Raw genomic sequence first — 24597 nt, forward strand, 5'->3', positions numbered from 1 at the left:
TGGGAAAACCGCTGCCCACTTTTGCGCGACATGCTTTAGCTTTCAAATGCCGGGGCGAATTGCAGCGTCCCACTTGGCGGGGATCCACGGAAAACAATCCGCTGCACGAGCCGCGTATCGAGGTCGAGGTATTTCAGTTGCCCGTCGCTGCTGAAACCAACACGGCCATAGATGTGGGGATTGCCAATCAGCGCGCATCCGCTCGCACCCATGTCCTTCAGCAGTTCAGCTCCCCTAACGATCAGCGCTTTGCCGATTCCCTGCCGCTGTCTCTCCGGCTTGACCGATATCGGCCCCAGCCCGAACCAGCCAGCATGTGCGCCGTCAATGGTCACCGGCGAAAACGCGATATGCCCCAGGATCTCCCCGTCCTGTTCCGCCACCAGCGAGATCGTCAAATCGCCCGCCGCCCGAAGTCTCCGGACAATCTCCGCTTCCGTACCGTTGCTATAGGGCATCGGCTTGAAAGCGGTCGAGGTCAGATCATGGATCGCATCGATATCGTCAAGCGTTTCGTCTCGGATCAGCATCCCTGTCAATTCCTCAGCCACCTTGTCGCGTATAAACAGTGTCTTATCCTATTGAAACGAAGTGTCGTAGATCCCACGCGAATCTCGCGGGAATTCGCTGCCCCTCTTCCGCAGACGATTATCCGAGGTTATAGACTGAGGTGCGTGGGCACCGTCCTGCTGATCGAAACATGCGGCAGCACCACAGACCCCACGAAAAAGCCCGGCGCGACGGCCGGGCTCTTCGTTGATGTCGTTTCGGCAAACTTCAGAAAGTCGAGGCACCGCTGCCCCAGGGGCCGTGATGGAAATCCTTACCATCAAGACGGTCGAAGCCGTGGGCGCCGAAGAAATCGCGCTGCGCCTGGATGAGGTTGGCGGTTCCCCTGCCCTGGCGATAGGCGTCGAAATAGGTCAGCGCCGAGGACAGCGCCGGCACCGGCAGGCCGGCGGAAATGGCCGCAGTGACGACGCGACGCAGCGCCGGGATCGATTCCTTGACCATGTCGGAGAAGGCCGGCGTAACGATCAGGTTCGCAGCGTCGGGCGCCTTGGTGAAGGCCGAGGTGATCTCGTCGAGGAACTGCGAGCGGATGATGCAGCCGGCACGCCAGATCCTGGCAATCGTCGGCATCGGCAGCGACCAGTTGAATTCGCGCGAGGCTTCCGCCATCACCGCGAAGCCCTGCGCATAAGCGCCGATCTTGGCGGCAAACAGCGCCAGCTCCAGATCCTTGTTGAGTTCGGGGCCGTAAGCGATCGGGAAGGATACGGCCTGCGTGCCGAAGATCTTTTCGGCGGCTTCGCGCTCAGACTTCATCGAAGAGAGGCTGCGGGCGGCGACCGCGGCTTCGATCGCCGTTGCCGGAATGCCCATGTTCTGCGCCTCGATCGCCGACCATTTGCCGGTGCCCTTCTGGCCGGCCTTGTCGAGGATCATGTCGACCATCGGCCCGCCGGAAACGGGATCGGTCGCGGCAAGTACCTTCTCGGAAATCTCGATCAGGTAGGAGTTCAGCCGGCCCTTGTTCCACTCGCCGAAGATACCGGAGATGTCGGAGGCGCTTTTGCCGAGACCGTCGCGCAGGATGCCGTAGATTTCGGCGATCATCTGCATATCGGCATATTCGATGCCGTTATGGATGGTCTTGACGAAATGGCCGGCACCGTCATTGCCGAGCCAGGCGACGCAGGGCTCGTCATTGTAGCGGGCGGCGATCGAGGTCAGCACCTTCTCGACGCGCTTCCAGGATTCCTCCGTGCCGCCGACCATGATCGACGGGCCGTGGCGCGCACCTTCCTCGCCGCCGGAAACACCCATGCCAATGAAGGTCAGATCGGTATTCTTCAGGCGGTCGAAGCGGGCGACGGTGTCGCGGAAATTGGCGTTGCCGGCATCGATCATGATGTCGCCCTTGGACAGATGGGGGCGCAGCAGTTCCATCTGCTGGTCGACGGGATCACCCGCCTTAATCATGATGATGATCGGGCGCGGCGGCCGGATCGCATCGACGAACTCTTCGATGGTCTTGCACGGAATGATCTGCTTCTTCAGATCGCCGGCGCTTTCGTAGAACTCGTCGGTTTTCTCCGGCGTACGGTTGAAGACCGCAATTTTATTGCCTTTCTCCGCGATGTTGAGCGCCAGGTTGGAGCCCATGACCGCGAGGCCGATCAGTCCGATTTCTGCCTTTTCCACGACAAACCTCCGATGTGTCATTTGGACCGGTGTTGTGGCACTGTCTCGGTCAAACGGCAAGTCTGGCAAGGGTCTAATCGGTTCGCGAAAGCCAATGAAATGAAGCTTGCAATATCCCGGCTTGTCCGACAACCGTTTGCGCCGGCTCATCGGCAACCAAGTTTTCTCGCGACCTGCCCTTGATGCCCTATCTGATGGTATCATCCACATTTCGGGAGATATCGCATTGGCCTCGGAAAAACGAAAAGATACGGCTCTGCTCGCGGCCGTCGCCGGCCGCTACCGCGAATATGCTCCGCCGCCGCCGCTGCGGCGCCATTTCAGCCGGCTCTGGTCGCACTCGCTCCACGACGGTCCACCGGCGATGGTGGCGATCGTGCCGGACGGTTATTGTGATCTCCTTTGGATCGACGGCCGGCTGGTTGTCGCCGGCCCCGACAGGACAGCGGCCTTTCCCGTACTCCGGACTGGCGCGACGGTTATCGGCGCACGTTTTGCGCCGGGCGCCGCCGCACCGTGGCTGAAGACGCCGCTTTCGGCGCCGGTCGGCTGCTCGGTGCCGCTTGCTGACATCGGCTGGAAGGACGCGGCCAAATTCGAGGCGCGGCTTGGCGATTGTCGCGATCCTTCTGAAGCCATGGCGCTGTTTGGCCGCCTGCTCGAAGAGGCCGCCCGCGATGAGGACGAACCTGCCCTGGACGCCGCCATTATCTTCGACGTCGCCGACAGCGGTCGCCAGACGCCCGGGCTGTTTGACCGGCTCGGCATGAGCGAAAGGCAGTTGCGCCGCCGATGCCACCATCATTTCGGCTACGGCGCCAAGACGCTGGAACGGATCCGCCGGTTCCAGCGTTTCCTCGACCTCTGCCGCAGGTCGGACACGATGGCGCTTGCGCACTTCGCACTCGAGGCGGGCTTTGCCGATCAGGCCCATATGACGCGAGAGGTCGGCGAGTTCTCGAGCCTGACACCCGCCGTCATTCTCGGCCAGTTCGGCATGCCGAAAAGGCCAGACTGACCGTTTTGTTCAAGACCCCGCGGATCGGCCTGTTACTACAGCCAGATCAATTAAGGACCTGCAAGCCATGTCGACGATGCCCGCGAAAATCATTCACCAATCGATCGAGCGCGACTGGCGCGACGTCTATGATTTCGCCGGCAGGCCGGAGAACATGCCGCTCTGGGCCTCCGGCCTTGCGAGCGGCCTTGAGCCTAACGGCGCCGACTGGATTGCCCACGGCGCGCTTGGCACCGTCAAGGTGAGCTTCGTGCCGACCAATGAATTCGGCGTGATCGACCACACGGTGACCATCGAATCCGGCCTCAGGGTCTATAATGCGCTGCGCATCGTGCCGAACGGCGATGGCTGCGAGGTCATGTTCACGCTGTTGCGCCTGCCCGGCATGACCGATGCGCAGTTTTCAGCCGATGCCGCCCATGTCGAGAAGGATCTCGCCATGCTGAAAGCCCTGATGGAGAGATAGATGGCCGAGAAGTCAGAAAACCACGATCGCCGCATCGATTATGTCGAGTTCAACGTCGCCGACATCGCCGCCGCCAAAGCCTTCTACGGCTCGGCCTTCGGCTGGCGTTTCACCGACTACGGCCCAAACTACTGCGAATTCGACGATGGCCGGCTTAAGGGCGGCTTCACCGATTACGGACCGGTGCGGCCGGGCGGCCCGCTTGTTGTCGTCTATGCCAGGGATCTTGAAGAGGTGCTGACGTCGGTCGAGAGGGCCGGCGGCACGATCGTCCGGCCGATCACCGATTTTCCTGGCGGCCGCCGCTTTCACTTCCTCGACCGCGACGGCTACGAACTCGCCGTCTGGGCGGCTGCCTGAAGGCGGTTGCTCTGGGCAGCCGGTTGATCAGCTAGAGCAGGATGCCGAAAACTGTGCGCGGTTTTCGGACGACATCATGCTCCAACTCTTTAATTTAGAACAGGATTCAGATTTCAGGCCGACCCGGCCTAAAATCATCCTGTTCTAACTGGCCGCTGACGATCGATATCCTCCATGACGAGCAGCGCGCCGATCACCGTACCGCCCGCATCGCGCAACGGCGACATGCGACAGCGCACCTGCCGCGATCCGGCACCACCGGCCGAGCGCTCATAGGCGTCGTCGATCTGCTCACCGGCAAAGCAGGCGTCGAGCTTGTCTTTGGCGCACGCGGCAAACAGCTCCTCGCCGATGAATTCGGAAATGTGCCTTCCGATGAGCTCCATCGGCTTCATGTTGAGATCGGCGCAGTTGGCTGGATTGGAATAAAGGTAGCGGTAATCCCGTGTCAGCACCGCGACGCGATCCGGCATGGTGTCGAGGATCGCCGCATTGAGAAACTGGCCGTTGTCGGTATCCGGCACATAGGCCGCCGGCGGTTCAATGCGCATGTCCTGCGGCGCAGGCACACGCCAGTCTGGCCCATGTGCGCTAAAATAGCGGTCCAGCAGATAGGAAAGCACCGTCGTGTGCTCGGTGACGCTGGCGCTGTCGTCGGCGTCCTGGCTAATCAGGTGGCTCACAAACTGCAGTTGCATGTAGACTTCGAGCAGATTGACCGCTCGATGAGCGAGGATTGCCTCGACCAGCGGCTCGACATGGCCGTCGAGCGCCGTGACGCGCTGATCGTCCCCCAACCGTATGGCTTCCTCGATTTGCGTGCAACGCAAGGAGAAAGCTCGAAAAAGCTCCAGCAAAACGCCTCCCATCCCACTATCCCAAGAGACGAGTCCGAAACCTGGCGGGCCGCATCTCTTCTGCATAATTCTATTCATAAATCCGAACAGATTTAAAAATAGAGTATGAAGCAATTCAAAGTACTACGGCGTCTTTGTGCGTCCGAAAGACGCCCTGCGCTGTAGATTGCGCCCCACGGTAGATATTATTCGCGCTTTAGTGGTGACGGGTAACATGGAGCGCCCTCTGTTTCAATCCGAGAGCGCCTGCCGCTTTTCACCGCTGATAAGTGAGGGTGGACGTTTCAGCAGCATGATGCCGAAAGTTGTGAGCGGTTCTCGCGCGGCATCATACTCTACTTGTCATTCTAGGAGCTGAGCGTCTGCTTGATCTGCCAGCGGTCGTGATACCAAAGCCACTGCTCCGGGTATTGCCGCACCCAGCTTTCCACCTTGTCGTTGAGCAGCTGGGCGGCCGCCGGCAGGTCGAGATTGCCCCTGGCGTCGCGCGGCATGTCCAGCCGCGGCTCGATCTCCAGCCGATAGCGATTACCGGGCAAACGGATGCAACGCGCCGGATAGACCTCGCAGTCGAACTGGCGCACCAGCTTCGGCAGCAGCGGATTGGTCTTGACCTCGCGCCCGAAGAATATCCCCTTCAGCCCTTTGCGGAATTTCTGGTCGACGAGCACGCCCACGCCCTGGCCTGCTTCCAGCTGCCGGGCGAGCGCGAAGGAGGAGCCGGCATGCGAGGGCACCAGCTTGCCCATGCGCGCGCTTCTGAAATCGAAGACTTTCTTGGCGATATAGGGATTGTTCGGCGGCCGAAAGAGCACGGTCACATGAAGGCCGAAGGCCGCACCCGCCACCGGCAGCAGCTCAAAATTGGCGGTATGGCCGGTAAAGACGATGAAGGGGCGCGGATTGTCGCGCAGATCGAGGAAGATCGGGATGCCCGACACCTCCACTCTGCCCGGCTCCGGTTTTTCGGGGTCATAGTCGAACAGCTGGTCGAGGAAAACATATTCGGCCGCAAGCCGGCCCATATTGCCCCAGCTTGCCAGCGCGATGTCTTCGATCTCGGCTTCGCTCTTCTCGGGAAAGGCGTTGCGCAGATTGGTCAGCATCAGTCTGTGGCGGCTGGTCAGCCGGCCGAGGCGGCGCATCGTCCTGTCGGCGAAACGGATCGCGCCATCGGCCGGAAACAGCTTCAGGAGGTTCAGGAAGCCGAACATCATCTGCGCCACCAGCCATTGCTGGAAATGCCTGAGCGCCAGGACGATCCGGGTGATGAACAGCTTCACGCGGTCAATCCATCTTCAGGATGATCTTGCCGAAGATCTGGCGCGATTCCATCCGCTCGAGCGCCCGGTCGATATCGTTGAAGCTGACCTCGGTATCGATGACGGGACGGACGAGCCCGCGGCCCATCTTCTGCATCGCGTTCGCCATGTTCTCCATCCGGCAGCCGAACGAGCCAAAGAGCTTAAGCTGCTGCTGGAACAGCATCATCAGGTTCATCTCCGTGGAAACACCCGAGGTCGAGCCACAGGTTACGAGGCGCCCGCCGCGCTTCATGCAGAGCATCGAGCCCGCCCAGGTATCCTTGCCGACATGTTCGAAGACAACGTCGACGCCCTTCTTCTTGGTGAGCTTACGCACCACGCCCTCGAAACGGTCGGTGCGGTAGTTGATGACGTGATCGGCGCCGAGCGCCTTGGCCTTTTCGATCTTGTCGTCGGAACCGACCGTGGTGATGACGGTGCAGCCGATCTTCTTGGCAAGCTGGATCGCCGCCGTGCCGATGCCGGAGCCGCCGGCATGGACGAGAATGGTCTCGCCAGGTTCGAGCTTGGCATTGTCGAACAGCATGTGTTCGACCGTGCCGAAGGTGACGGGAGCAAGTGCTGCACCGATCGCATCGACGCCGGGAGGAGCCGGCACCAGCAGGCGCGCGGGAAGGTTGACCTTCTCCTGCGCAAAGCCGTCGAGATGGAAGCCGTGCACACCGGAGACATGTTCGCAGAGATTGTCGCGGCCTTCGCGGCAGGGGCGGCAGAGGCCGCAGGTGCGCGCGCCATAGATCGAGACGAGTTGACCTGGCAGCACGTTGGCAACACCCGGGCCGATCGATTCCACGACGCCGGAAGCCTCAGCACCGATGACTAGCGGCATCTTGCGCTTGGCGAAAGCCATGCCGCGCCAGCCCCAGAGATCGATATGGTTGAGCGCTACCGCTTTGACGCGCAGCGTCACCTCGCCGGCGCCAGGCGCGTCCGGTTCCGGCAGGTCGGTGATCTCAAGCTTGCGGTCGTCGATCAGTTGCAAAGCGCGCATGGCAAAATCCCTCGCCTTTAGAGCGCCGTGCGTCCGTTCGGACGCACAAAGGACGCTCTAACTCTTTAAATCTACGCATCAGGCTTTCCGAAAATCGGCCGATTTTCGGGCCGATGCTGTAGGCGTCATCTCGTCTCAAAAATGTGTCGGGAACCGCTTAAGCCGGTTCGAGCGCCATGACAAGGCTGGCATTCTGCCCGCCGAAGCCGAAGGAGTTGGAAAGCACGGCTGAAACCTGTGCTTGCCGCTTCTTGTTCGGCACGACATCGAGAACGATCGACGGATCGGGATTGGTATAGTTGATCGTCGGCGGCAACGTGCCGGTCAGCATCGTCTGCAGCGAGAACACCGCCTCGACGGCGCCGGCCGCCGTCAGCGTATGGCCGATCATCGACTTGTTCGACGAAACAGGAATGCCGACGATCCGCTCGCCGAAGACGGCTGACATCGCGCCATATTCCATCTTGTCATTTTCGGGCGTCGAAGTGCCGTGAGCGTTGATATAGCCGATGCCGCTCTCATCGATGCCGGCATCGGCAAGGGCCGCGCGGATCGTCGCAATCGCCGGGCCGCCATCCGGCGACGACCGGGTGCGGTGAAAGCTGTCGGCCTTGTCGCCGGCGCCCTTCATGATGCCGAGCACCTTGGCGCCGCGGGCGACCGCCGCTTCCAGCGATTCCAGCACCAGTGTCGCCGCGCCTTCGGCGATGACGAAACCGTCGCGATCCTTGCTGAACGGCTTGGAGGCCTTGGTCGGCGGGTCGTTCTGCGTCGAGAGAGCCGAGAGCAGCGAGAAGCGGATCAGCGCCTCGGCGCTGAGAGAGCCGTCGGTCGCAACCGTCAGCGCTCGGCTCGTCCGGCCTTGGCGGATTGCCTCGATGCCGAGCTGGATCGCCGTGACGCCGGAGGCGCACGCCGTCGACAGCGTGACGGGAAGGCCGCGCGTGCCGAACCGGTCGGCAAGGCGCTCGGAAATCGCGCCGAACAGCGCCGCCTCATGAAAGGCCGGGTCCGGGCGCTGGCGCAGCGCCGTCAGGAATCGTTCGTAGGCATCACCCGGATGCTCGGAGGCCGGCGAACGGTCGGCGAGCTCGAAACGCGCGCTCCATTCCGGTTCGATCGGCGGGGCGGCAAGGAACAGCGGGCCGTTGAAATCGCCGGAAAGGCCGGCATCGGCAAGCGCCTCAATCGTCGTTTCCCGCGCGAAGGCGTAGGAACGCTCGACGGCGTTCGGAACCGGAATGCCGATAAAATCGACGGTGCCGGCGATCCGCGTCGACAATCCCTCGGTCGGAAAACGGTTGATCTCGTGAATGCCCGACGTGCCTGACGAGAGCGCTGCCCAGTTGTCGCTGAGGCCCTGACCGAGCGAGGTGATGATGCCCATGCCGGTCACGGCCACGATCGGACGGCCGAGGTGATCCCTATAAGCGGAAGCTGTCATATCTTTCACTCCTCACGCATTTGCGGAAAGAACGGCAACGCCCTCGCCGCGCTGGTGCCCGATCGCGGTCACGACGGCGGCGGTGGCGCCTGCCCGCATCGGCGCCTCGTGGGCGGCATCGAAGGGCGGAACCTTGGCCTTGCCGTCGACGGCAAGCGCCGCAAGCGCCAAACCCAGCGTGAACTGCGTCTCGATCGTATGGCCGGTGACGCCACCAAAGCCGCGGATCGCAACGTCGGGCAATTGATGTTCGAGCACCGCCCGCTCTCGGGCGGCCAGATCGTGCATGCCGGTCGAGCCGGAAAAAATTACCGTGCTTTCGGCCGCAAGCCCGGTGGCCGGCGCCAGAAGCCGCTCCAGCCGGACCTCGAGATTGCCGGCATTGCGGTTGCCGCGATCGCCCTCGACCGCGTCGATGACGGCATAAATATGAGCGCCGCGCGCTTCCGCATGCTGGCGCGATTCCAGCACCAGGAAGGCGCCTGCCGAGCCGGTGATCATGCCGCCGCCGTCGCTCGGTCTGCGTGACCAGAGCGGCACCCAGTCGCCGCGGGCATGGGCGCCGATCGCTTCGGTGAGCAGGATCATGTCCGGTCGCTCCGCCGCGAAGGCGCCGCCGACCAACGCATGCGAGGATTCGCCCGATTTGATGCGATAGAAGGCGGTCTCGACGGCTGAAATCCCGGCCGCTTCTTCGCCCATGAAGGTGCGCGACGAGCCGGTGACCTTGTGCACGATCGAGATATTGCCGGCGAGCAGGTTGGAAAGCTGGGCGAGGAACAGCGTCGGCCGCAGCTCCGTCGTCAGCTTCTCGTTCAGCAGCAGCTCGCGGTCGTTGCGCTTCAGCGCCTCGTCGACGATCAGCGTATCGACATTGATGTCGCGCTCGCCGCCGCCGGCTGCCACGATCATATCCATCGCGCCGCAGGCCTCGAGATCGTCCTTGAAACCGGCATCATCGAGTGCCAAGCCCGCGGTGAAGACGCCGATGCGCTGCCAGTTCTCCATCTGGCGCTGATCGCCGCGCTTGGCGATCTGCTGCGACCAGTCGATCTCGGGCAGCGGATGCACCGGATAAGGCTTGAACTTCTCAGTCTCGACGGTCGCCTTCGGCGCGCTTGCGGCCGAAAGCAGCGCGATATGCGCATCCTTGCCGACACCCTGACAGGTGACGATGCCGATACCAGAGATGACGACGTCGTTTGCAGCCTTGCTCATCCAATCACTCCCTGCGCCGCGATCGCTTCGAGAAGCCCGATCTCGCCGGCACGTTTCTTCACGATATCGCCGAGCGGCACCTCGGAAAACGGCATGGTGCGAAGCTTCAGCTGCGCATCGCAGACCTTCTTGCCGGCGCTGGTGATTTTAGCCTTGGTAACCGCGAAACCAGAACCGTCATGCTCGAGCACCGCCTCGATGTCGAGCACGGCTTCCGGTTCGACGAATGTGCGCATCTTGGCCCCGTCAACCGTCATCAGAAAGGGCATGGCGGTGAAATTGGTCACGGCAAGCACCAGCATGCCCGAGGCTTGCGCCATGGTCTCGATCAGAAGCACGCCGGGAACCAGCGGCATACCGGGAAAATGGCCCTCGAAGACAGGGCTCTTGGCCGGCACGACGGATCGCGCCTTCAGCGTGCCCTTCGTCAGGTCCACCGCTTCGACGCGGTCAATCATCTGGAAATATTCCAGCAGCATTCGGATCCTCCGGCCCGACAGGCCAGATCCGCCCGCCGGTGACGCCTGAAGCGCATCGCACTTCAGATCTTTGTTTTTATGCATGCCGTTGTCCCAAAACCGCTGCACACTTTTGGGCGGCATGCACTAGTTAGGAACGAAACCGCCCGGCCGCCATATTCAAGGCGGCAGGGCGGTCAAAAAGAATTGATATGTCGCTCAGGCCTTGGCGGCTTTGAGCTCATCGATCTTGGCGCAGAGGTTCTTCAGCACGAAATATTCTTCGGTGGAAACCTTGCCCTCATTGACTTCCTGCGTCCACTTTTCGAGCGGGATCTTGATGCCGAATTCCTTGTCGATCGCAAAGACGATGTCGAGGAAATCGAGGCTGTCGATACCGAGGTCGTCGATCGTATGGCTCTCCGGCGTGATCGTCGCACGATCGATCTCGCTGGTTTCTGCAATAATGTCGGCAACTTTATCGAATGTAGCGGTCACGCGCTGTACCTCATGAAATGACGATTTAAACCCCTCATAGGCAAATCCATTTCAAAAGCCAATGCTTTCATCCCGGCGTGGCGGCAATTTGCCGACTGGGTGTTGCCTAAACAGCAATGGAAGCAGGCCTTTGCTGTCACCCGAGGCGGGAGGTGATGCCGCTGCAGAAAGCCCTGTCGGCCGGAGCGGGGTGAAGAAGCTGTCCGAATCAGGCCCACGGATCGGCGCGTGGCGCTGGCACTTCCGATGAGAGCGAGGATAGCGAAACTTTGATCTGGATCAAATCGCGATCCCGGCAAAATTGATAATCATCAAGTCGCGCTGGAAGAAATCGGGATAGCCGAACCGGCAATTGCGGCGTAACCGTCTCGGTTATACCGCGCGGGCAAACGCGGATTTCGAAGGGATCAGGACATGGACGTCGCACGCAGTGAGGTTCCCGAGGCCGGCACGCCCGTCGCCTGCCGCTCCTGCCAGGCGCGGCACGGCGTCGTCTGCGGCGCCCTGTCCAGCGGCCAGCTCCGGGAGCTCGGCCGCCACTCGCTGCGCCGCATGGTCGATGCCGGCTCAGAGATCATCGCTCAAGGGTCAAAAAACTCGATCTATTCGAACATCATGCGCGGAGTGGTAAAGCTCTGCAAGGTAATGCCGGACGGACGCCAGCAAATCGTCGGCCTGCAATTCGCCCCGGATTTCGTCGGCAGACCCTTCGTGCGCGAAAGCACGCTGTCGGCCGAGGCCGCGACCGACGCGGAGATCTGCGTCTTCCCCCGCAACCTTCTCGACCGTATGATATCGGAGACGCCGGAGTTGCAGCGCAGCCTGCACGATCAGGCGCTGAAAGAGCTGGATGCGGCGCGCGAATGGATGCTGACGCTCGGCCGGCGCACCGCCGAGGAAAAGGTCGCAAGCCTGCTCCACCTCATCGCCACGCACGCCGAACCGCAATCGGCCACGAGCACCGCCTTCGACCTGCCGCTATCACGCGCCGAAATCGCCGATTTTCTCGGGCTGACGATCGAGACCGTCAGTCGCCAGATGACCAGGCTGCGCAAGAGCGGCGTTATCCGCATCGAGAACTTCCGACATATCGTCGTCCCCGATATGGATGAGCTGGAAAAGAAAATCAGCGGGTAATCACCACGCGGGTATTGGCAAGGCCGGCTTGGCGCGCCAGCGAGAAGAACTCGGCCGCGTTGTCGGGATGCAGGCGGACGCAGCCATGTGAGGCCGGCCGGCCCAGGCGCTTCAGGTCGAAGGTGGCGTGAACGGCGTAACCGCCGTTGAAGAACACCGCGTAGGGCATCGGTGCATTGTCGTATTTTCGGGAACGGTGATCGCGCGACAGCCACTTGGCACTCCACGAACCGGTCGGCGTGACATAGCCGTTGCGCGCGGTCGAAACCTTCCAACGATACTTGATGAAGCCGTTCTCGGTGACGGTCATCGTCTGCTTGCCGATGCTGACATTGGCGACCAGCGTTGCTGCCTCGGCGGCAATGGGAGAAAACTGCAGCAATAAACTTGCGGCGGCGGCCGCCAAAATCGTCTTCATGATAACCCCTCTTCGAACCCGCGCAGTTTAATTGCGCCCTCACGACAGAGAGACTACGGCAATACTTATTAGATAGCTTTAACCCGAATGGTAATCACAATTTTAACACGTTTAAGCCGGAAGCGCCGCTGCAGGACAGCGGCTCGCCTCACTGGAGCTTGCGCGGAGCCGAAGGCGGATCGAGCCGCTGATAGGCCTTGTTCATCTTCTCGCGGATAGAGGCCATGGTGCCGAGGTTATGACCGCAAGCGGCACAGGTGATGATGTCGGTCTCGCGGATCTCCGGACGCTCGAACTTCATCTTGGTGCTCTTGCACTTCGGGCACGGTAATTCAACCTGAACTGTCATTGCGCTGCTTCCGGTCTGATGGAGGTATGAGGCGTTTCGCATAAACGTTTGCGGAGGAGCTGTCCACTAGGGTGCCGGTGGTTACCCCCCTCTGCCCTGCCGGGCATCTCCCCCACAGGTGGGGAGATCGGCAAGACGCCGGATCATCCGTCCCTTTCTGCCGTATCGAAATAACGACGCGGTAGTTGTTTGGGGAGACCATTGCGCTCATCCAATCTCCCCCTTGTGGGGGAGATGTCCGGCAGGACAGAGGGGGGTGCCTCACGGCACAGCCTACAATAAACACAAAAACAACCCGAATGTCAGACCGGTGAGCACCATACAGCTGGCATAAAACACCGACACGCCGTCCTCGATGTCGCCGGCGGTGGCAATGTCGCGGCCGGCGTTGTTGATCATCGGTTCGGTCACGATGACACCGCCATAGATGCGCGGGCCGGCGAGCTGTACGTTGAGGGCACCGGCCATTGCCGCCTCCGGCCGGCCGGAATTCGGCGAGCGGTGCAGGCCGCCGTCGCGCATCGCCACCCGGATCGCCTCGCGGCAGGGGCTCATGCCGCGCCGGATCCAGGCGCCGGCGGCAATCAGCAGGATAGAGAGGCGTGCGGCCGGCCAGTTGGCGATATCGTCGAGCCTGGCCGCGGCCCAGCCGAAATCGATGTATTTTTCCGATCTGTGGCCGATCATCGAATCCGCCGTGTTCAGCATCTTGTAAGCAAGCAGGCCCGGCAGGCCGAAGACAGCATAGCAGAGGGCCGGCGCCACGACGCCGTCGGAGAAATTCTCCGCAAGGCTTTCGATCGCCGCGCGGCAGACGGCCGGCTCGTCGAGAGTCTCAGGATCACGCCCGACGATGCGGGAGACAGCGTTTCGGCCGCCGGCCAGCCCCTCACCGCGCAAGGCCGTTGCGACGGCCGCGACATGATCGGCAAGGCTTTTCTGCGCCAGGAAGATCGCCACCAGACCGGCCTCCAGCACGAGACCGGGAAGGCCGAAGAGCGCGAAGAACCGGTCGAACACGAAGCCTGCGGCGATCGACAGCAGAAGCAGCGCCAGGATCGCCGCAACGCCGTTCATCCGGCGCTGGGAGCCCGTCAGGCTTGAGGGATTGAGCTGCCGGTCGGCGTAAGAGATCGCCGCGCCGAAGATGACGACGGGATGCGGCACCCGCGACCACAGCCATTGCGGATCGCCGGCGATCCGGTCGAGCAGCAGCGCCAGAAGCAGCACGAGGAGGTTTTCGTCGATCGTCATCGCTCAAATCCCTGAAGGGCTTCGCCAAGCCGCCTGTCCGCCGCCGGATCCGGCGTCAGGCCGAAACGCAGCCAATCCGGCGCATAATCGAACTTGCGGACGAGAATATGATGCCGGCAAAGATACGTGTAAATGTCGCTCGCCCTGGTATCGGCGACAAGGGTGAACAACTGCGTTCCTCCCCTGATCCGCAACCCGGCCGAGGCCAACGTCGCCTGCAGGGCGGCACTGCGTTCATCGAGACAGTGGCGGATCGCGGAGAGGTCGGAGCGCAGCAGCGAGGCGGCAATCGACAGCGCCGGGCCTGAGACTGCCCAGGGGCCGAGCCAGTTCTCGAAACGCTCGAGAATATCAGGGCGCGCAATCGCAAAACCGAGCCGCAGGCCGGCAAGCCCGAAGAACTTGCCGAAGGAACGGAAGATGATCAGATTGGGAAGCTCTTGCGCGCGGGTAGCGAGGCTCAGCGCCGGGTCGGTATCCCCGAAAGCCTCGTCGACGACGAGAAGTCCGCCTGCCGCCATCATTCTGTCATGCAGGGTAACCAGCATTTCCACCGGCCAGACCCTGCCGTCCGGATTGTTCGGATTGACGACAACCGCCAGCCGATGCTCCGCCCCGATTGCGGCGACATCGCCGACCGCGTCGACGGCAAAACCGGCCGATGTAAAAGCACGCGCATATTCGCCATAGGTCGGCGACACCACGGCAACCCTGTTGTCCGTCACGGCAACCCTGTTGTCCGTCGGGGCGATCTGCCTTTCCTGCCAAAGCAGGCGCGGCAGAAGCTGAATCACCGATTGCGTTCCGGGCACGGGCAGCGGCAGTATCTCTCCACTGCCGTAATGAGCGCGGGCTGCGAACCTCGCCTCGTCGACGAGATGCCTGTCCGGCAGTCGGTGCCATGCCCTTGGCGGAATGTCAGGCAGGGCGACGGGGCATGGATTGATGCCGGTGGAAAGGTCGAGCCAATCTTCCGGCCTGCCGCCGAAGGCGGCGGCAGCGGCGGTGATGCCGCCGCCATGGGCAATCGGCGCGCTCATGCGGCCGCTCTCCCGAGATCGATCAGGTGCATGTAGGATCCCGCCACCTGGCCGCGTCTCAGTCCGACAGCACCGAGATCGGCTCCCAGCGCATCCTGCGCTGCAAACAGCCGCTTTCCCTCGCCCTCGGAAACAACGGTGGAATAGTGGAATTCATGCGCCGTCATCGTCCGCGCGAAGAAAGCGCCGTCGAGCGGCGTTACACGGCGATAGCCGAGATGGCGCCGGCGTTCGGCATAGCTGGTGACAACGGGCAGCAGGCCAAGCATTTCGTGGCGCTTTCCGCCCGCATCGATCAACCCATCGCCGAGCACCATGTAGCCGCCGCACTCGCCATAGATCCTGATGCCGCGCGCCGCTGCATCGAGCATGCCGGCGCGAAAATTCTGCGCCTCCGAAAGCCGCCCGGCATGCAGCTCGGGATAGCCTCCGGGCAAATAAATTGCATCGGCGTCACCGGCCGGCGCCTCGTCGGCGAGCGGCGAGAAGAACGAAATATCAGCCCCGCGGCGGCGCCAGCCGAGCAGCATATGCTCGTAGGAAAAGGCAAAGGCGACGTCGCGCGCCACGGCGATACGGGCGCCGATCGGCATCAGCCGATCGATATTGGCGGCAGACGGCCGGTTGAGCCCCTGCTTTGCAATGCGCAGCAGGAATTCGAAATTGCATTCCTCGGACACGGCATCCGCCGCTTGGTCGATGAAATTGTCGAGCCTTGCGTGTTCGCCGGCCTGGACGAGACCGAGATGGCGCTCCGGTAAGGCAAGCGCCTTGTCGCTGCCAATCACGGCGATAACAGGCATGCGGATCGCTTCGAGCGCCTGGCGCAGCATCGCCTCATGCCGCTCGCTGCCGACCTTGTTGAGGATGACGCCGGCAACGCGGACATCGGCGCGGAAGCCAGCAAAGCCTGATACCAGCGGCGCCACCGATTGCGACATGCGCGAGGCGTCGACAACCAGCACCACGGAAAGGCCGAGCTGGGCGGCAAGATCGGCCGCCGTTCCCCTTCCGTCGGCAGCCCCGTCGAAAAGCCCCATCATCGCCTCGACGACGAGGATGCGGTCGCCGGAGCGGTGAAGGGCTGAATTGGCCGAGATCAGCTCCGGGCGCATCGCCCAGGGATCGAAATTCAGGCAGGGCGTGCCACTTGCGGCGGCATGGAAGGCGGGATCGATGTAATCAGGGCCGGCCTTGCCGGGCGCCACTGCGATGCCGCGCCGGCGCAGCGCCCTGAGCAATCCGAGCGTCACCGTCGTCTTGCCGGCGCCGGAGGACGGCGCTGCGATCAGGAGGCCGCTCATATGAACACCTCGCCGGACCGGCGGAACGGATCGGGTTGCAGCCGCCGTCCGGCGAGCGCGCCGAGCCAGTCGAGCGAGGCCCTGAGCCGCACCACCTCGCCGACGACGACCACCGCCGGCGGTTCGAGCTTGGCAGTGGCGATGGCCGCGGGCGCATCGGCCAGCGTGGTTTCCAACACCTGCTGCTGGCCGGTGGTGGCGTTGCAGACGAAGGCGACAGGTTCGGTAGGCTTCCGGCCGGCGGCGATCAATCGGGCGCTGATCTCGGCGATGTGTTTCATCGCCATATACATGACGATCACGGGAGAGCCCCGGCCGATCGCCTCCCAGTTGATCCTGTCGGGCACGATGCCGGAGGAATCATGGCCGGTGAGGAAGGTCACGGCGTGGTTGATGTCGCGATGCGTCACCGGGATGCCGGCATAGGCAAGCCCGCCGATGCCGGCGGTGATGCCGGGCACGATGCGAAAGGGGATGTTGTGCTCGACCAGCGTCAGCGCCTCTTCGCCGCCACGGCCGAAGACGAAGGGATCGCCGCCCTTCAGCCGCAGCACCCGCTTGCCGGCGCGCGCCAGTTCCACCAGCCGCAGCGAGATGTCGCGCTGTTTGGCCGAAGGCTTGCCGCCGCGTTTCCCGGCATATTCCACCACCGCATCCGGCCGTGCCAACGCCAGACATTCTTGGTTGACCAGCGCGTCGTGCACGATGACGTCGGCCTCGGAAAGCCCTTTTGCGGCAAGCAGCGTCAACAGCCCGGGATCGCCGGGACCGGCGCCGACCAGCCAGACGCTGCCCGGCTCCAGCGCCGGAAGATGGGAGAATGCGGCATCGATCATCTTGCTGATCTAGAGCATGATGCCGAAAAGTGTAAGCGGTTTTCGGACGACATTATGCTCACCTGTTTGATTTAGATCCGCCGGGCGCCCCGCCTCACCTGAAGTTGCCGAGATGACCATGACTCACTTTGTGAGGAAGCTGAATCAAACTCTCGGAAAAACTGAATAACAATATGAATACGTTATCATATAGTCGCAAAGGCCGGCCGCGAAGCGGCCAGCCGTCCAATCGGTCAGGCCGTGAGCAGCGTATCGCGGATGAGATCGATAACCTTTTTCGATTCGATGCCGGTGCAGACGATCTGGCTCGGCAGGCCATCCCAGTCGCCCGGCGGGAAACGGCGACCGTCCGACTTGACGATGGTCTGGCCGTCGGCAATGCCGCCACAGACGACACGCACCGCACCCGATATCGACGAGAACAGTTCGGGCGCCACGACATAGACTGAGGCGCAGCTGTCATGCACCATCATGCCGTCCTCGACCGCATGCTTGTAGAAATCGATGTAGGACTGCGAGAGTTCATTGAGCTGTTTGACCGCCTTGTCGCCCTTGGCCGCCATCTCGCCGAGATAGCTGCGGCTCATCGTGGTGACCGCGGTGACGTCAAGGCCGATGACTGCCACCTTCCAGGGCGCGGTCATGACGATATCAGCAGCTTCGGGATCACCATGGATATTGGCCTCGGCGACCGGCGAGACATTGCCCGGTACATAGAAATTGCCGCCCATGATGACGACATCCTTGACCAGCGTTGCGATCTCGGGGTCTTCCTTCAGCGCCAGGGCCAGGTTGGTCATCCGCCCGACGGCGACGAGGCGCACCTCGCCCGGATGGGCGCGCACGGTGTCGATGATGAAGCGATGCGCCGGGCGCGGATCGAGCGGCAGGTCGATCGTCTCCGGCACGTCGATATCGCCGAGGCCATTGTCGCCATGCACCATGGCCGGCCACGGCCGCTCGGCGCGCGAGGGGTCGATGGTGACGCTGGCGCCCTTGGCAACGGGTGCGGGAATATTCCAATCGCGCTTGAGGAAGAGCGCATTGCGTGTCGTCGTCTCGACCGAGGCGTTGCCAAAAACCGTGGTGATGCCGATCAGATCGATTTCGGGATGGCGGTGCAGGAAAAGAAGCGCCATGGCGTCATCGACGCCCGGATCCGTGTCATAAATGACCTTGTGCATTGATATCCTCTAGATGTGGATCGCGGAGCTGCCGGACGGCGTCGCGACGTGTGGCCCACCATAACGCCCGTCAGGCTTTCTGCAACCCGATGCCGGCAATCGCCGCTGTCGCATGGGCGGATTTGATCTTGCCGAGCAGCAGTTCCGCATCCGGGCCAACGGCCGCAAGCGCCGCGGATTCCGCCACGCCATGGCAGCCGACGCGAGCAAAGACGACGGCAGAGGGATTTTTGAGCCGCGGCGTTTCCTCTTCCAGCCGCAGCGCATCGAAGAAGACGGCCGGCACGGCAAAATGCCTGGCGACGGTAAGGATCGCCGGCTCCTGACTGCGGCTGTCGATGGAAGCGATAGCCGCGAGATCCGCCTTGCCGATACCGGCCGCCTCAAGCGCGGCGATGGCCAGTGCCAGCACTTCGGCCGGCGCCGTCCCGCGCTCGCAGCCGAGCCCGAGCACGTGGCGCCTGACCGTATCGAAGGGAATGTCACTCATCGAAGCTGCTGAACGTACCCTGCTGTGTTCTTGCAGCCATTGCAGCTTGGGATGGGAAATGCAACAAAGCCACCCGAAAGCTCTTCCGGAATATCATCTTGCCTGACATCGCTCTTCATCTGCTTCTGCTGCTCTGCGCGGCGGCCTTCTTTGCCGGTTTCGTCGATTCGATTGCCGGCGGCGGCGGCCTCATCACCGTTCCTGCCATGCTGATCGCCGGCATTCCGCCGCTGCAGACACTCGGCACCAACAAGGTGCAATCAATCTTCGGCGCCACCTCGGCAACGCTCGCCTATGCCCGCAAGGGCCATGTGCAGCTTGACGAACAGCTGCCGATGGCGCTGATGGCGGTCATGGGCGGAGCGCTCGGCGCTGCCCTTGCCACGATCGTGCCCGGACAGGTGCTGCAGGCGATCATGCCGGTGCTGCTGCTGTCGATCGCGATCTTCTTTGCCGTCAAGCCGAACCTCAACGACGTCGACACCCATCGCCGCATCACGCCCTTCGCCTTCGGTCTGACGATGGTGCCGGCTATCGGCTTCTATGACGGGGTCTTCGGCCCCGGCACCGGTTCCTTCTTCATGCTCGCCTTCGTCACGCTCGCCGGCTTCGGCGTGCTGAAGGCAACCGCCCACACCAAGCTTCTCAATCTCGGCTCGAATTTCGGCGCGCTGATCGTCTTCGCAAGTTTCGGCGCGATCCTCTGGAAGATCGGCCTGTTGATGGGTGTGTGCCAGTTCCTCGGCGCGCAACTCGGTTCGCGCCTTGCGATGCGCATCGGCGCAAAGCTTATCAAGCCGCTTCTCGTGATCGTCTGCGTCGCCCTCGCAGTCAAGCTGCTCGCCGATCCGGCAAATCCGCTACGCGTCTGGCTCGGCGTTTAGCCGCCGAACCTAATCTCGTCCATCGTCATCGAACGCCTCAGAACTCAACGCCCGGCTGGCCCTTGATACCCGAGCGGAAGGGGTGTTTGACGAGCTCCATCTCTGTCACCAGATCGGCGATCTCGATCAGTTCTTCCTTAGCGTTGCGCCCCGTCAGCACGACATGCGTCATGGCCGGCTTCTCGTTCTTCAGGAAGTCAACGACCTCGTTGATGTCGAGATAATCGTAGCGCAGCGCGATGTTGATCTCGTCGAGCAGCACCATGGAATTACGCTCGTCGCGGATCAGTTCCTTGGCCTTTTCCCAGGCGGCCGAGGCGGCTGCGACGTCACGGGCGCGGTCCTGCGTTTCCCAGGTGAAGCCCTCGCCCATGGTGTGGAACTGGCAGAGATCGGAGAAATGTTTCTCGATCAGGTCGCGCTCGCCGGTCCACATCGCACCCTTGATGAACTGCACGACGGCTGACGGCTTGCCGTGGGCGATATGGCGGAAGATCATCCCAAAAGCAGACGAGGACTTGCCCTTGCCCTTGCCGGTATGAACGATGATCAGCCCCTTGCCATCCGTCTTGGTCGCCATGATCTTGTCGCGCGCGGCCTTCTTCTTCGCCATCTTTTCGGCATGGCGCACATCGTCCTTGCCAGCTTCGCCTTCTGGGATCGCGCTATCCGGGGTCTCGTCGCTCATCGGTTCACCTTGTTCTATTGTTGGCGGCCAGGTCGAACCGGGCCGAATTGCTGCGTGGCGTCCAGAGGCAGCGGTCGATCGCTTCGCGCAGCCGCTCCGTCATCTCGTCGAATGCCGCAGGGTTCTTCTCCACCATGAAATCGCGCACAGTGGGATCGGCGACGAAGGCCTGATAGACTGCCTCGAAATGATGGGCGCCGACCGCGCCCGTCGTCGCCGAAAAGGCGAAGAGATAGTCGACGGTGGCGGCAATCTCGGCCGCACCCTTGTAGCCGTGGCGCATGACGCCCGATATCCATTTCGGATTGACGACGCGCCCGCGCACGACGCGGCCGATCTCTTCCTCCAGCGAGCGGATTACTGGCCGTTCCGGCCGGGAATGATCGTTGTGATAGATCGACGGACGGGCGCCGGCGAGCTGTTCGGCCGCCGCCGCCATGCCGCCCTCGAATTGGTAGTAATCGTCGCTGTCGAGCAGGTCGTGCTCGCGATTGTCCTGGTTCTGAACGACAGCCTGCACCGAGCGCAGCCGCTCCTCGAACAGGCCGCGCTCGGCCTTGCCCTCCTCGCCGGCGCCATAGGCATAGCTGCCCCAGACGAGATAGGCCTCGGCGAGATCGGCGCGCCGCTCCCAGCCTTTTTCGTCGATTAGCGCCTGCAGCCCCGCTCCATAGGCGCCGGGCTTCGAGCCGAACACCCGGTAGCCCGCTCGCCTTCTGGCAGAGACCTCGTCGAGGCCGGCAGCGGCAAGCCTTGCCGCCTCGCCGCGCATACGGGCCGCGATCGGATTGTCGGCCTCGTCTTCCTCAAGTGCGCCGACGGCGCGGACCGCCTTGTCGAACAGCGCGATCTGCTCGGGAAAAGCGTCGCGGAAGAAACCGGAGATTCTGAGCGTCACGTCGACACGCGGCCGCCCGAGCATCGCCGGCGCGATGATCTCATAGCCGGTGACGCGACGCGAACTCATGTCCCAGAGCGGCTTGACGCCGATCAGCGCCAGCGCCTGGGCGATATCGTCACCGCCGGTGCGCATGTTCGAGGTGCCCCAGGCTGTCAGCCCCATGGAGACCGGCCATTCGCCGTGATCCTGGGCGTAGCGGCGAACCAGCAGCTCCGCCGACTTCTTGCCGAGCTCGTAGGCGGCCGGCGTCGGCACCGCACGGCTGTCGACCGAATAGAAATTGCGGCCCGTCGGCAGCACATCGGGCCGCCCGCGCGTCGGTGCGCCGGAGGGGCCGGGCGCCACGAAGCGGCCGTCGAGGCCGTTGAGCAGGCCTGCGATTTCGGCTGGCCCGCAGGCGAGGATCGAGGGCTTGAGCCGGGTCTCGATTTCGGAAAGCACCGCCCGTGTCGCCAGCCAGCCCTCAGGGCAGGCGATCTGGCCGGAAACGAACTTCGCCGCCAGCAGCTCGATGCGCTCGACGGTGTCGCCGTTGGTGCGCCAGGGGGCGTCGAGGAGGTCTGCGAGGATAGCAGGACGTAGAGCTGTCCAAGGGGCGGCCATGTCGCAGTCGAGAGGATCGAACGTGGAGTTACCCCCCTCTGTCCTGCCGGACATCTCCCCCACAAGGGGGGAGATCGGGGATGAGAGGTCCCGATCTATATCCGCGGTCGAAGGTGCGGCATCTTCAAACGTCTCTTTTATGGGAAGCCCAAGCCGCTTGCCGATCTCCCCCCTTGTGGGGGAGATGTCCCGCAGGACAGAGGGGGGTGCCACAGGCACGGCGTTCAACCTCGCATCCGCCGCAATCGCCCGCTGCAGACTCGCATCCCCGCCTTCACCCAGCCCGCGCGGCACCCGCGCCAGCGCCACCGTCAGATCCGTCAGCAGCCGACCCTCTGGCGAAACGCCGAAGATATGCAGCCCGTCGCGGATCTGCATTTCCTTGAGGTCGCAGAGATAGGCATCGAGCTTCTTCAGCGCCTCGCCTTCACTTTCACCGCTGACTATGCCGGCATCCCGGTCGAGGCCGATATCGGTGACCAGATCGAGGATCTGCCGGCTGAGCAGGCGGATGCGGCGAGGATCGCCGCCGGAGGCCTCGTAATATTCGTCGACCAGCGCTTCCAGATCCTTGAGCGGCCCATAGCTCTCCGCCCGCGTCAAAGGCGGCGTCAGGTGATCGATGATGACGGCGGCGGTCCGGCGCTTGGCCTGCGTGCCCTCGCCCGGATCGTTGACGATGAAGGGATAGAGATGCGGCAGCGGCCCGAGGATCGCCTCGGGATAGCAGCTTTCCGACAGCGCCAGCGCCTTGCCCGGCAGCCATTCGAGATTGCCGTGTTTACCCATGTGGATGACGGCATGTGCGCCGAATTCCTGGCGCAGGAGGGCATAGAAGGCGAGATAGCCGTGCGGCGGCACGAGATCCGGCGAATGATAGCTCTCCTTCGGATCGATATTGTAGCCGCGCGCCGGCTGGATGCCGACGAGCATGCCGCCGAAGCGTGCAAAAGGCAGAGCAAAGGCGTCCATCAAAAAGTACGGATCGTCCTTAGGATTGCCCCAGCGAGCCCTCACCTCATCCTGAATCTTATTGGGAAGAGATTGCAGGAAGCTGTTGTACTGACTCAGGGAAAGCGTCTCGCGGATGACCCTGCCGTCGCGGCCGGAATTGGTAGGGCCTTCCATCAGATGCCGGATCAGGGCATCTCCGTCGGCAGGAATGTCGGCGACTGGATATCCGGCTGCTTCCATGGCGCGAAGCACCGCGATGGTACCTGCAGGCGTATCGAGGCCGACGCCGTTGCCGAGCCGACCGTCGCGGTTCGGATAGTTCGCCATGACAAGGGCGATGCGGCGGTCGCCGGCCGATGTCTTCCGCAGCCGCGCCCAGTTGGCGGCAAGCTCCGCCGTATAGCGCACTCGGCCGGTATCGGGTTCGCTGGAGACGATGTTGGTCTCGACAGCCGCGTCGTAGCGCGCTGCCGTCTTGAAAGAGATCGCCCGCGCCAGCACCCGCCCGTCGACTTCAGGAAGCGCGACGTTCATGCCGAGATCGCGTGCCGACAAGCCTTGCGCGGAAGCGGCCCAAGCCTCCCGCGATGAGGCAGACAGGATCGCCTGCAGCACCACCGCCCCATTCGCCTCCAACACCGTCGGCTGCCGGTTCGCACCCGGCGCCGAGACGGCAAAGCCGGTCGTGTTGATCACGACATCGGGTCTCAGTGCCGCAAACACGCTTTGGAGAATGCCGGTCGAGACGGGATCCTTGAGGCTATAGGCAAAAACCGGCAATGGCTGGAGGCCGAGCGCCGTCAGCGCTTCGACCAACGCCTCGATCGGGGCGGTCTCGCCGCTCTGGACGAGGGCGCGGTAGAAGCTGATGGCGACGATGGGTTGCGATCCTGCGTCTGCCACCGAGTTGGGAATACCCCCCTCTGTCCTGCCGGACATCTTCCCCACACGGGGGGAGATCAGGGATGATAGGTCGCGTTCGATCTCTTCAGCCGAGGCTGCAGCATCCGCAAGCGGTTCTTCTTTGGGAAGCCCTAGCGACTTGCCGATCTCCCCCCTTGGTGGGGGAGATGTCCGGCAGGACAGAGGGGGGTGTCACAACCTCCACGAACGAAGAAGACATGTCGGAAACAACCCGCCGCCACTCCTCCACCCCGATCAGCCCCCGCCCGGGCCACCAGATCCCCGCCTTCATCAAAGGCACAGCCGGCGCCGGTTTTTCCGTCCCCGACAGCATCGCCCCGGCATAATCGAGAAAGGCCCGCGCATTGGCATCGCCACCCTCGATCAGATAGGCCCAGAGCGCGTTCAAATCGTCGAGGGAAACATTGGAAAAAGCAACGAGCCCCGCATCCGGCCTGGCATCGCCCGGCAAGACCGCAATCAGCGCACCGACGCGGGACGCTGCTGCATGCAGCGCCTCCAGCGCATAGTGGAAATAGCTGGCGCCGCCGAGCGCGCGCACGATGATCAGCCTGGCATGCCGTGCGGTGCGCTCGACATAGGTATCGACCGACATCGGGTGCTTGAGGCTCATCAGACTGGCAAGCCTCAGCGAATTCGCCGCCCCGTGTTCACGATGGGCGGCTGCGATCGCGGCAAGCTCACTGTCGGCGGCCGACAGGAACAAGATATCGCCCGGCGTCTGTCCGAGGTCGATTGCCTCTTCGCCGTCGCTGATCGTTCCCTGTTGGGCCAGAAGCAGATGCATC

General features: G+C 62.8%; 23 protein-coding genes and 1 pseudogene. 5 read left to right on the forward strand and 19 right to left on the reverse strand.

Going from position 1 to position 24597, the window contains the following annotated elements:
* Positions 1 to 35: 35 nt before the first annotated feature.
* Both RCCGE510_RS10120 and gndA read right to left on the reverse strand, forming a co-directional pair.
* The gene (locus tag RCCGE510_RS10120) at positions 36 to 530 is read right to left on the reverse strand and encodes an N-acetyltransferase (protein ID WP_007629585.1); all 495 of its coding nucleotides are present in this window, start codon (positions 528 to 530) and stop codon (positions 36 to 38) included.
* Between the two features lie 247 nt (positions 531 to 777).
* On the reverse strand, positions 778 to 2229 hold the full coding sequence (gene gndA, locus RCCGE510_RS10125; protein ID WP_192815295.1) for an NADP-dependent phosphogluconate dehydrogenase: 1452 nt from the start codon (positions 2227 to 2229) through the stop codon (positions 778 to 780).
* A 205-nt stretch (positions 2230 to 2434) separates the two neighbouring features.
* Here gndA and RCCGE510_RS10130 point away from each other — a divergent pair, with 205 nt between their 5' ends.
* The 3 genes from RCCGE510_RS10130 to RCCGE510_RS10140 all read left to right on the forward strand — a co-directional run bounded on the left by RCCGE510_RS10130 (position 2435) and on the right by RCCGE510_RS10140 (position 4052).
* Complete coding sequence (locus RCCGE510_RS10130; protein ID WP_037078257.1) at positions 2435 to 3226, forward strand: helix-turn-helix domain-containing protein; 792 nt, start codon at positions 2435 to 2437, stop codon at positions 3224 to 3226.
* A gap of 67 nt (positions 3227 to 3293) precedes the next feature.
* Positions 3294 to 3692, forward strand: a complete 399-nt coding sequence (locus RCCGE510_RS10135; protein ID WP_007629589.1) for a polyketide cyclase — start codon at positions 3294 to 3296, stop codon at positions 3690 to 3692.
* Complete coding sequence (locus RCCGE510_RS10140) at positions 3693 to 4052, forward strand: VOC family protein (RefSeq protein WP_007629590.1); 360 nt, start codon at positions 3693 to 3695, stop codon at positions 4050 to 4052.
* A gap of 134 nt (positions 4053 to 4186) precedes the next feature.
* Here the strand turns inward: RCCGE510_RS10140 and RCCGE510_RS10145 are convergent, their stop codons facing one another.
* The 7 genes from RCCGE510_RS10145 to RCCGE510_RS10175 all read right to left on the reverse strand — a co-directional run bounded on the left by RCCGE510_RS10145 (position 4187) and on the right by RCCGE510_RS10175 (position 10843).
* Positions 4187 to 4909: a PAS domain-containing protein gene (locus RCCGE510_RS10145; protein ID WP_037078258.1), complete on the reverse strand. Its 723-nt coding sequence runs from the start codon at positions 4907 to 4909 to the stop codon at positions 4187 to 4189.
* Positions 4910 to 5256: 347 nt separating this feature from the next.
* Positions 5257 to 6192 carry a lipid A biosynthesis lauroyl acyltransferase gene (locus RCCGE510_RS10150; RefSeq protein ID WP_007629592.1) on the reverse strand — a complete coding sequence of 312 codons (936 nt, stop codon included), beginning with the start codon at positions 6190 to 6192 and terminating at the stop codon, positions 5257 to 5259.
* A gap of 4 nt (positions 6193 to 6196) precedes the next feature.
* Entirely contained in the window at positions 6197 to 7225 is a 1029-nt protein-coding gene (locus RCCGE510_RS10155; protein WP_007629594.1) for a zinc-binding dehydrogenase, read from the reverse strand.
* 157 nt (positions 7226 to 7382) lie between these two features.
* Positions 7383 to 8669 (reverse strand): beta-ketoacyl-ACP synthase, encoded by a 1287-nt coding sequence (locus tag RCCGE510_RS10160; protein ID WP_007629596.1) that lies wholly within the window; start codon positions 8667 to 8669, stop codon positions 7383 to 7385.
* 12 nt (positions 8670 to 8681) lie between these two features.
* Positions 8682 to 9887, reverse strand: a complete 1206-nt coding sequence (locus RCCGE510_RS10165) for a beta-ketoacyl-ACP synthase (protein WP_007629598.1) — start codon at positions 9885 to 9887, stop codon at positions 8682 to 8684.
* The gene (locus RCCGE510_RS10170; RefSeq protein WP_007629600.1) at positions 9884 to 10366 is read right to left on the reverse strand and encodes a 3-hydroxyacyl-ACP dehydratase FabZ family protein; all 483 of its coding nucleotides are present in this window, start codon (positions 10364 to 10366) and stop codon (positions 9884 to 9886) included. The genes RCCGE510_RS10165 and RCCGE510_RS10170 overlap by 4 nt, the downstream gene beginning before the upstream one ends.
* 198 nt (positions 10367 to 10564) lie before the next feature.
* Positions 10565 to 10843, reverse strand: coding sequence for an acyl carrier protein (locus RCCGE510_RS10175; RefSeq protein WP_003540486.1), 279 nt, complete (start codon positions 10841 to 10843; stop codon positions 10565 to 10567).
* Positions 10844 to 11257: 414 nt separating this feature from the next.
* Between RCCGE510_RS10175 and RCCGE510_RS10180 the strand changes: the two genes are divergently transcribed.
* The gene (locus RCCGE510_RS10180) at positions 11258 to 11980 is read left to right on the forward strand and encodes a Crp/Fnr family transcriptional regulator (protein ID WP_007629611.1); all 723 of its coding nucleotides are present in this window, start codon (positions 11258 to 11260) and stop codon (positions 11978 to 11980) included.
* Here RCCGE510_RS10180 and RCCGE510_RS10185 read toward each other — a convergent pair.
* From RCCGE510_RS10185 to RCCGE510_RS10220, 8 genes are all read right to left on the reverse strand, one after another.
* Positions 11970 to 12398 carry a L,D-transpeptidase gene (locus tag RCCGE510_RS10185; protein WP_007629613.1) on the reverse strand — a complete coding sequence of 143 codons (429 nt, stop codon included), beginning with the start codon at positions 12396 to 12398 and terminating at the stop codon, positions 11970 to 11972. The two genes, RCCGE510_RS10180 and RCCGE510_RS10185, sit on opposite strands and share 11 nt — an antisense overlap.
* A 148-nt stretch (positions 12399 to 12546) precedes the next feature.
* Positions 12547 to 12747 (reverse strand): hypothetical protein, encoded by a 201-nt coding sequence (locus RCCGE510_RS10190; RefSeq protein WP_037078238.1) that lies wholly within the window; start codon positions 12745 to 12747, stop codon positions 12547 to 12549.
* Between the two features lie 273 nt (positions 12748 to 13020).
* Positions 13021 to 14001: an adenosylcobinamide-phosphate synthase CbiB gene (gene cbiB, locus RCCGE510_RS10195; RefSeq protein WP_007629617.1), complete on the reverse strand. Its 981-nt coding sequence runs from the start codon at positions 13999 to 14001 to the stop codon at positions 13021 to 13023.
* On the reverse strand, positions 13998 to 15041 hold the full coding sequence (gene cobD, locus RCCGE510_RS10200) for a threonine-phosphate decarboxylase CobD (protein ID WP_007629619.1): 1044 nt from the start codon (positions 15039 to 15041) through the stop codon (positions 13998 to 14000). Before cobD ends, cbiB begins: the two co-directional genes overlap by 4 nt.
* Positions 15038 to 16345 (reverse strand): cobyrinate a,c-diamide synthase, encoded by a 1308-nt coding sequence (locus tag RCCGE510_RS10205; RefSeq protein WP_007629624.1) that lies wholly within the window; start codon positions 16343 to 16345, stop codon positions 15038 to 15040. The genes cobD and RCCGE510_RS10205 overlap by 4 nt, the downstream gene beginning before the upstream one ends.
* Entirely contained in the window at positions 16342 to 17181 is an 840-nt protein-coding gene (gene cobA / locus RCCGE510_RS10210; protein ID WP_007629625.1) for a uroporphyrinogen-III C-methyltransferase, read from the reverse strand. Before cobA ends, RCCGE510_RS10205 begins: the two co-directional genes overlap by 4 nt.
* 233 nt (positions 17182 to 17414) lie before the next feature.
* On the reverse strand, positions 17415 to 18365 hold the full coding sequence (locus tag RCCGE510_RS10215) for a nucleoside hydrolase (RefSeq protein WP_007629626.1): 951 nt from the start codon (positions 18363 to 18365) through the stop codon (positions 17415 to 17417).
* A 70-nt stretch (positions 18366 to 18435) separates the two neighbouring features.
* Positions 18436 to 18855 carry a cobalamin biosynthesis protein gene (locus RCCGE510_RS10220; RefSeq protein ID WP_007629627.1) on the reverse strand — a complete coding sequence of 140 codons (420 nt, stop codon included), beginning with the start codon at positions 18853 to 18855 and terminating at the stop codon, positions 18436 to 18438.
* A gap of 98 nt (positions 18856 to 18953) precedes the next feature.
* Between RCCGE510_RS10220 and RCCGE510_RS10225 the strand changes: the two genes are divergently transcribed.
* Positions 18954 to 19739: a TSUP family transporter gene (locus tag RCCGE510_RS10225; RefSeq protein WP_007629628.1), complete on the forward strand. Its 786-nt coding sequence runs from the start codon at positions 18954 to 18956 to the stop codon at positions 19737 to 19739.
* Between the two features lie 37 nt (positions 19740 to 19776).
* On the opposite strand, the gene cobO is transcribed toward RCCGE510_RS10225, so the two are convergent.
* Positions 19777 to 20427, reverse strand: coding sequence for a cob(I)yrinic acid a,c-diamide adenosyltransferase (gene cobO, locus RCCGE510_RS10230; RefSeq protein ID WP_007629630.1), 651 nt, complete (start codon positions 20425 to 20427; stop codon positions 19777 to 19779).
* Between the two features lie 4 nt (positions 20428 to 20431).
* Positions 20432 to 24596, reverse strand: a pseudogene (cobN, locus tag RCCGE510_RS10235) (cobaltochelatase subunit CobN).
* Position 24597 lies beyond the last annotated feature (1 nt).

It is taken from the genome of Rhizobium sp. CCGE 510 (genome assembly GCF_000292525.1).
Lineage (GTDB): Bacteria > Pseudomonadota > Alphaproteobacteria > Rhizobiales > Rhizobiaceae > Rhizobium.

Coding starts and splice junctions, on each gene's coding strand:
- cobO (WP_007629630.1), bottom strand. CDS start 20,427: ATGAGCGACGAGACCCCGGATAGCGCGATCCCAGAAGGCGAAGCTGGC.
- RCCGE510_RS10120 (WP_007629585.1), bottom strand. CDS start 530: ATGCTGATCCGAGACGAAACGCTTGACGATATCGATGCGATCCATGAT.
- RCCGE510_RS10220 (WP_007629627.1), bottom strand. CDS start 18,855: ATGAGTGACATTCCCTTCGATACGGTCAGGCGCCACGTGCTCGGGCTC.
- RCCGE510_RS10135 (WP_007629589.1), top strand. CDS start 3,294: ATGTCGACGATGCCCGCGAAAATCATTCACCAATCGATCGAGCGCGAC.
- RCCGE510_RS10160 (WP_007629596.1), bottom strand. CDS start 8,669: ATGACAGCTTCCGCTTATAGGGATCACCTCGGCCGTCCGATCGTGGCC.
- RCCGE510_RS10190 (WP_037078238.1), bottom strand. CDS start 12,747: ATGACAGTTCAGGTTGAATTACCGTGCCCGAAGTGCAAGAGCACCAAG.
- RCCGE510_RS10165 (WP_007629598.1), bottom strand. CDS start 9,887: ATGAGCAAGGCTGCAAACGACGTCGTCATCTCTGGTATCGGCATCGTC.
- cobA (WP_007629625.1), bottom strand. CDS start 17,181: ATGATCGATGCCGCATTCTCCCATCTTCCGGCGCTGGAGCCGGGCAGC.
- RCCGE510_RS10215 (WP_007629626.1), bottom strand. CDS start 18,365: ATGCACAAGGTCATTTATGACACGGATCCGGGCGTCGATGACGCCATG.
- cbiB (WP_007629617.1), bottom strand. CDS start 14,001: ATGACGATCGACGAAAACCTCCTCGTGCTGCTTCTGGCGCTGCTGCTC.
- RCCGE510_RS10155 (WP_007629594.1), bottom strand. CDS start 7,225: ATGCGCGCTTTGCAACTGATCGACGACCGCAAGCTTGAGATCACCGAC.
- cobD (WP_007629619.1), bottom strand. CDS start 15,041: ATGAGCGCGCCGATTGCCCATGGCGGCGGCATCACCGCCGCTGCCGCC.
- RCCGE510_RS10170 (WP_007629600.1), bottom strand. CDS start 10,366: ATGCTGCTGGAATATTTCCAGATGATTGACCGCGTCGAAGCGGTGGAC.
- RCCGE510_RS10185 (WP_007629613.1), bottom strand. CDS start 12,398: ATGAAGACGATTTTGGCGGCCGCCGCCGCAAGTTTATTGCTGCAGTTT.
- gndA (WP_192815295.1), bottom strand. CDS start 2,229: ATGACACATCGGAGGTTTGTCGTGGAAAAGGCAGAAATCGGACTGATC.
- RCCGE510_RS10205 (WP_007629624.1), bottom strand. CDS start 16,345: ATGAGCGGCCTCCTGATCGCAGCGCCGTCCTCCGGCGCCGGCAAGACG.
- RCCGE510_RS10180 (WP_007629611.1), top strand. CDS start 11,258: ATGGACGTCGCACGCAGTGAGGTTCCCGAGGCCGGCACGCCCGTCGCC.
- RCCGE510_RS10140 (WP_007629590.1), top strand. CDS start 3,693: ATGGCCGAGAAGTCAGAAAACCACGATCGCCGCATCGATTATGTCGAG.